This is a genomic window from Bacteroidota bacterium (genome assembly GCA_030706565.1).
Taxonomy (GTDB): Bacteria; Bacteroidota; Bacteroidia; order Bacteroidales; family JAUZOH01; genus JAUZOH01.
In genome coordinates this window covers 1-6750 of sequence record JAUZOH010000203.1, presented here as the reverse complement: position 1 = coordinate 6750, position 6750 = coordinate 1, and the positions used below count along the sequence as shown (strand labels likewise).

The following is a 6750-nucleotide window of genomic DNA, read 5'->3' as shown; positions in this document are numbered from 1 at the left end:
GAAATTGCACAATATACAGCAAATAAGCCCGAAGGCCCTTTCCGTTTTTGCAAGGTGCTGTTAAAACCAAGAGATGCACCGGCCGGTACCTGGAATTGCGGCACACATCACAATCCAGCCATTAAGTACATTGACGGGAAATACGTTTTGCTTTTTCACACCAATACCTCTACCGTTGACAACTGGACCAAAAAGAGCCATGTTATTGGTATGGTTACTGCCACCGACATAAACGGCCCGTGGACCGCGCCCAAAATGGTTCTTGCCCCGCCGGCAGCTAACGATACTGCGATCTGGAGCTACAAAATATTTGGAGGAATCGACAATCCCGCCTTATTGAAAAACCCTAAAAACGGTAAATATTACCTTTATTACCGCGGAAGCTATAAAGCCCCGAATGGGCGCACTGTAAACACATACGGAGTTGCTATCTCCGATAAACTTGAAGGCCCTTATGTGCACTATCCCAAACGTATAACCAACAACGACGAAACCCGTTTTATCGAAGATCCGTACGTGTTTGTTCACAAAAAGAAGATTTACCTGCTGATGACTGATAATTACCTGAGCAAAGGACTGCTGCTTTCGTCTGATGACGGCCTGTTTTTTGATTTTAACGAAGGGACTTTGGGGTTCGATAAAATGAACAAATACGTTCCCGATTCCATCCTGAAAAATGAGCCCAATTACCACGCCGACAAGTTCGACCGTCCTTCGCAACTCAAGCTCGATGGACTGGGAGTTTCTGGCGGTGTGTATGCACCGGCCATTGAGTACAATGAAAAAAATCAGACTTTCTACGTGATCAACACCGTTGTTGGCGGTATTGGTAATTTTATCGTGAAAACGAAAGACCCGTTCAAAGGATGGAGCTATCCCATCAAACTTCCCGAGGTAAAAGGGATTGACCCGTCCATCTTTTTTGACGATGATGGGAAAGGGTATATCGTAAACAGTTCGTCCAGCGAAAACCCGAAATGGAACGGGCACTCCGTGATCTGGATGCATGAGTTTGATGCGGAAAAAGTAAAAGCGTCAGCTGAACGTACTGTGATAGTTGACGGCGGTCCCGATACCACGCAACATCCACGGTGGCTTGAAGGTCCTCATGTTTACAAAGTGGACGGAATGTATTATCTGATGACTGCCGAAGGCGGAACGCAATCAGGACATAAAGAGGTGATTTTCCGCAGCGAGAAGGTGAAGGGACCTTATCTCCCTTACAAAAACAACCCGATCCTCAGGCAATTGGGTTTGCCAGCCGACCGAAAAAATAAAGTAACCAACGTGGGTCACGCCGATCTGGTTCAAACGCCAGCTGGCGACTGGTATTCGGTTTTCCTGGGTTGTCGTCCTTATGCCGACGAACAATTTAATACCGGTCGCGAGACTTTTTTGCTCCCGGTAAAATGGGAAGATGGGTTCCCTGTAATTCTGGAAAACGGGAAGGAAGTTCCAGCGGTTGTAACCCAAAAAGGACTTCAGCCTAATGACCAAAAGTTAACAGGAAACCTTATCTGGCGCGACGATTTTGATGCTCCAAAGCTGGATATGAGATGGATTATGCTGCGCACACCACGCGAAACCTGGTGGACATTAGTCGGTGGAAAAATCGAAATGAAAGCATTGCCTCGAAGCCTCAGCCAGTTGGTTAATCCGGCTTTTATTGCCTGTCGCCAGCAGCACCTGAATTTTGAGGCTTCAACAGCGCTAAACTTCAATCCGACAAATGAAAAGGAGTTGGCCGGATTGGCCTATTTTCAGAATGAAAAGAATTATTACGTCATTGGAAAAAGCCGGAAGGCGGAAAACAGGTGTTAAAACTCGTGGGTATAGTGGATGGAATATTCGATGTAATTGCCCAAAATGAGATTTCTGACAACGCAGCAAATGATGAGTTGGTGGTGGGGGTTCTTGTTAAAGAGGGGAAAGCGAAGTTTTATTATCAGGAAAAAGGTGCGGAACGTAAAATCATAGTTCAGGATGTTGATATAACCAACCTCAGTACCAAAAAAGCCAAAGGCTTTGTGGGGTCGGTTATCGGTATGTATGCCACTACATTTGGTTTGTAATGTGTAAAAAACTGAATTGTTCAATTTTTTGCCGTAAATATTCAATAATAGTAAATGATTATTTACTTTATTTCGAAAAAATAATGGAATCAGAAAAAATGAAGAAAAATCTTTTACCTATTGTCCTTGTAATTATGCTTTTATCCGAATGGCAATCGGTACTGGGTCAACACAATGGAAAGCGCTGGGGCGATTTGGGTAACGGCAACTACCGCAATATGATTCTACCTGCCGACTATAGCGACCCTGACGTGTTACGCATGGGGAAGGATTATTATCTAATTTCTTCAACTTTCCAGTTTTCACCTGGAATCGTGATCCTCCATTCGCGTGACCTTGTCAATTGGAAGACAATCGGATACGTGGTCGAAGATTTACCCCGCCAGTTAAAGGACAAGCGTTTTGATTATACCGTGATGGATCACTACAGCAAAGGCATTTATGCGCCTTCGCTTCGTTACCACAACAAGAAGTTTTGGGTGTATTTTACTACCTACAACGGAGGTGGATTTTATGTTGCAACAGCAAAAAAAATCACTGGCCCGTGGAATGTGCAATTGATGAAGGATAAAAACGGCGTGGAACTGTTTGGCCTGAACTGGGACGATAATTGTCCGCTGTGGGACGAGGATGGTAAAGCCTACATGATAGCCAGCAATCCGCAGAAAAACTGGTTCCCGATTCTTTTCCAGATGTCGCCCGATGGCACCCAATTACTAGACGGTGACATCAATAAGATGAAGATTAAGACGTTGGATCAAACTGACCGTGGCACCAATATTCTGCCAGAAGCAACATGGGGTGAAGGAAATAAGCTATTCAAGAAAGACGGTTATTATTACCTGTATCACAATGAATGTTTTGGTAAAGACCATGACCGTCGGGCGGTGATGATTCATTCGAAAAACCTTTATGGAACCAAGTCCGACGGAACACCCGGAAAGCCCGGTGATCCGGGCTTGTACGATGTTTCTCCGCAGGGTACTCAAACATACCTGATGGTTCATCCTGACAGCACAGGCGGAAGGTTTGATCAGGGGGCAATTATTGATACACCTGATGGCAAGAAATGGTATTTTCTCACCCATCAGGGTGGAGGTTATGAGAACGGACGCCCCATTGCGTTGCTCCCGTTAACCTGGGTGGATGGCTGGCCCATGGCCGGAAAAGATTACGACAACGACAAAATTGGTGAACCGGTTTGGGAAGCCGAAAAACCTGTTCAGGGACAAAAAAAATCGTTTCCACAGGGAAGCGATGAGTTCAGCAGCAAAAAACTCAACCCGCAATGGATGTGGAATTACCAGCCCCGCGCCGACAAATGGTCGCTGACCGAACGACGTGGTTACCTCAGATTACATGCCTTTAAACCTTTGACTGAAAGTACGTTTTTCAAAGCCGGAAATACCATATGCCAGCGCTATATAAAAAGTGACGAGGTACAGGTAGATGTAAAAATGGACATTTCGGGAATGGTAGTAGGACAGGAGGCTGGCTTGTGTCATTTTAATGGTGGTAAAGATTACTGTACATTTGGAGTTAAAATGATGGAAAAAGGTAAAGTCATTAAATACAACGATAACGGAAAAGTTGAAGAGGGAGAAGAAATTACATCAAATATCATTTGGATTCGTTCTGTTATTAGCAAAGATTGTGTCAATACCTATTATCTCAGTACGGATGGAATTAACTTCCGACCTTTTAGTGGAAAATATACCCTGAAATGGGGTGGTTTCCGCGGCGATTATATTGGAATTTATAACTACAATAATCTGAGTGAAAATGGTTTTGTGGATATTGATTGGTTCAGGTATCGGTTTTGAAAGACAGTTGCCTTAAAAAAACAATCTTGTCAAGTTACAAATATTGACTTACTTTAAAAGTCTTAAACTAATCTGGATATTCCTTTGCCAAATCTGATAAAACCAAATGTGCACTGGAATAGGTATTACATTATATTGGACTGGCCTATTTTAAAAGTTTGGCTCAACGGGCAACTGATACTGAATGTTAATTTTGAGGAACATGACGAAATCAGGTTCAAACGGAGAAAAAGATCCCGGTTTTAAAACCGAATTTCGGGACTGGGGTTCGGTAAATAAAATGGAGCAGGCTGTTTTAATGGCCGATCCGGAGAAAAAATCGTTAAAATACACACTGTTGAATAATTGTGATTTGTTAATTAACCTGCCCAAAACAGCTCCCGATAATTTATACACTGTAATTAAACTTTCATATAGCGGCTTATTAAAAACTGATTCGGTTCGGTTGCTTTCTACGCGCCAGCCTAATCAACTGCTCGTTTCCGATGCAACATTGCATGGAGAGGGTTTTTCCCAAGGCGATCCAACAAAAAGATTATTCAATCCGTCTGAATCCATTACAGTTGGACAAATTAAACTCGGCACCGGAATACATCAGTTGAAATTATCTCCAGGCGAATATCAGGGAGTTCAATTGATTCAACCATTGTTGTTGACACTAAATCCAGCAGGAAATTAAATGATCCTTAATTTATTGTGATGAGAAAGCTGATTCCATTGTTGTTGTTTATTATTGATGAACTTGCAAAAAGATCTGGGGGGTCAACGTTCGTTCCATTCCTGTCGTTTTTGGAGAGCCTGGAAGTTTCTATACGAAAAAAGTACCGGAGGCGAAAGTTTTTAATGCGATTTTGTTTCAGATGGCAGGTAAACATCGCAACATAGAGGTCGTATCTTCCAAAGGCTTGAATCACAAGGTGGATACGGTTCATTTTGACGCTGCTGCCCAACGGGAATTTGGGAAAAGATGTGCTGAAAAATTATTGTTATAAGTAAAAAATTACTCTGAATATTAGCTTTTATTGATTTCTGATGATAAACAGTTAAATAAAATAAAAATGAGAAGAATGAACATTAAAAAAATGCTCCTTTTATTATTTGCAATTGTTGCCTATTCAGGTTTAGGTGCACAGCCCAAATCGTTGCCATTAATCCTGGATATGGTTCATGATAATCCTGGAGAAAAACCGTATGAGAGCCAGTTTAATCAGCCTGAAGTTCTGAAAAAAATGGGGTACAATGGAAAAGTATTTTCCCTGTTTAAATCAGCCCAACTGGCAGTGGATTGGTCAGAGGTCGATCCTGACATTATGCCCATTGGTTCTCCCGAAAGGCAATGGGTTGATAAAAAAGCAGCCCAGCTTGACAGTCTTTATTCAGGTATAAAGAATGCTGGCTTGCAGGTTTATTGTATGAGCGATCTGATATTGTTTCCCAAGCGGCTCATCGAAAAATATGGGCTACATGATGTGATGGGTGATCCCAGAAACCCGCAAACTGAAAAATATCTTCGTTTATTGCTTGATCAAATGTTTACCCGGTTTCCGCAACTCGACGGGATTGTGGTGCGTATTGGTGAAACTTACCTGCACGATGCGCCTTACCACCTTGGAAAAATTACCGATAAAGGAGACCCCGAGAAGTGCATCATTCCGCTTATCAATATTCTGCGTGACGAAGTTTGTGTTAAACTGAATAAAAAAGTGATTTTCCGTACTTGGTGGAGCTTCGATACAGACATTGATACATATATGGCCGTTGACAAAGCTGTGGAGCCACATGATAACTTAACGATAGGTATCAAGCATTGCGAAGGCGATTTTCACCGTGGTAATCCATTCAGCAAAGTGCTTGGGATCGGAAGACATAAACAACTCGTTGAGGTACAATGCGCCCGCGAATACGAGGGTAAAGGTGCGTACCCAAACTACATTGCAAAAGGGGTGATTGATGGTTTCGAGGAACATCAATCCCTTCGGGAGCAAGGTAAAGCCGCTTCTATTCAGGATATTTATAAAACCGGCAAACTAACTGGTATGTGGACCTGGACCCGTGGTGGAGGCTGGGAAGGCCCGTATATACAGAATGAACTCTGGTGCGACCTGAATGCTTTTGTGATGGCTCAATGGGCGAAAAATCCGAAGGAAACCGAAGAATCTATTTTCAATCGCTATACCCGCGAACGTTTAGGCTTGAGTAAAACGGATGCTGCTAAATTTCGCAAACTGGCTTTACTTTCGGCCGATGCTGTGATTCGCGGACGGCGCAGTGTTGCTTTTTACAACGATGTGCATACTTTGTGGACACGTGATGAATACATCGGTTTCCCTACAATTCCGGCAGAGCCCGCAAAGATAAAAGTCATTTTGAAGGAAAAAAACCAATCCATAGTTATGTGGAAAGAGATAGTGGCGCTGGCCGATAAAATCAAGTTTAAAGATAATAAAACAGGCGATTTTGTCAAGGTTACCGCCCGATATGGTTTCGAATTGTATCGTATTTACCGTGCAGTTTTCTATTTGTCGGCTATTGATAAGGGATTATACACCAAAACCGAAGAAAAGAAGTGGATCGATGAATATGACGCGGCTTGGGTGGATTATCAGGATTTAGCCAAAAACAATCCCAATTGTCCAACGCTGTATTCGAAAGATAAAGTGCTTCGTTCGTGGTTTAAACCTGCGGATGGTGAGATTAACCGGATGCGCAACGAGTTGGCATTAAGTGGCAAAATGATGTATGGCGATTCTTTTCGCGATGGAGTTCCCTTTGCCAAAGATCCTTATGTCATTAGTTTTGGTGGCCGTTACCTGATGTATTATTCTGTGCATGGTTATACCGATAAGGCAGGGACT

At 42.8% G+C, this 6750-nt stretch carries 5 protein-coding genes and 1 pseudogene; all 6 read left to right on the top strand.

Features of this window, described 5'->3' with window-relative positions:
• Positions 1 to 1821 (top strand): family 43 glycosylhydrolase (locus Q8907_10735; GenBank protein ID MDP4274743.1); only part of this gene is annotated, 1821 nt, incomplete at its 5' end.
• 14 nt (positions 1822 to 1835) lie between these two features.
• Entirely contained in the window at positions 1836 to 2072 is a 237-nt protein-coding gene (locus tag Q8907_10730; protein MDP4274742.1) for a hypothetical protein, read from the top strand.
• Between the two features lie 98 nt (positions 2073 to 2170).
• Positions 2171 to 3895, top strand: a complete 1725-nt coding sequence (locus tag Q8907_10725) for a glycoside hydrolase 43 family protein (protein MDP4274741.1) — start codon at positions 2171 to 2173, stop codon at positions 3893 to 3895.
• A 202-nt stretch (positions 3896 to 4097) separates the two neighbouring features.
• Entirely contained in the window at positions 4098 to 4574 is a 477-nt protein-coding gene (locus tag Q8907_10720; GenBank protein ID MDP4274740.1) for a hypothetical protein, read from the top strand.
• A gap of 97 nt (positions 4575 to 4671) precedes the next feature.
• Positions 4672 to 4887, top strand: a complete 216-nt coding sequence (locus Q8907_10715; GenBank protein ID MDP4274739.1) for a sialate O-acetylesterase — start codon at positions 4672 to 4674, stop codon at positions 4885 to 4887.
• Between the two features lie 1737 nt (positions 4888 to 6624).
• Positions 6625 to 6750, top strand: a pseudogene (locus Q8907_10710) (glycoside hydrolase).

Bases quoted from the DNA above. Each gene is read 5' to 3' on its own strand.
- Q8907_10725 (MDP4274741.1), top strand. From the start codon at position 2,171: ATGAAGAAAAATCTTTTACCTATTGTCCTTGTAATTATGCTTTTATCC.
- Q8907_10720 (MDP4274740.1), top strand. From the start codon at position 4,098: ATGACGAAATCAGGTTCAAACGGAGAAAAAGATCCCGGTTTTAAAACC.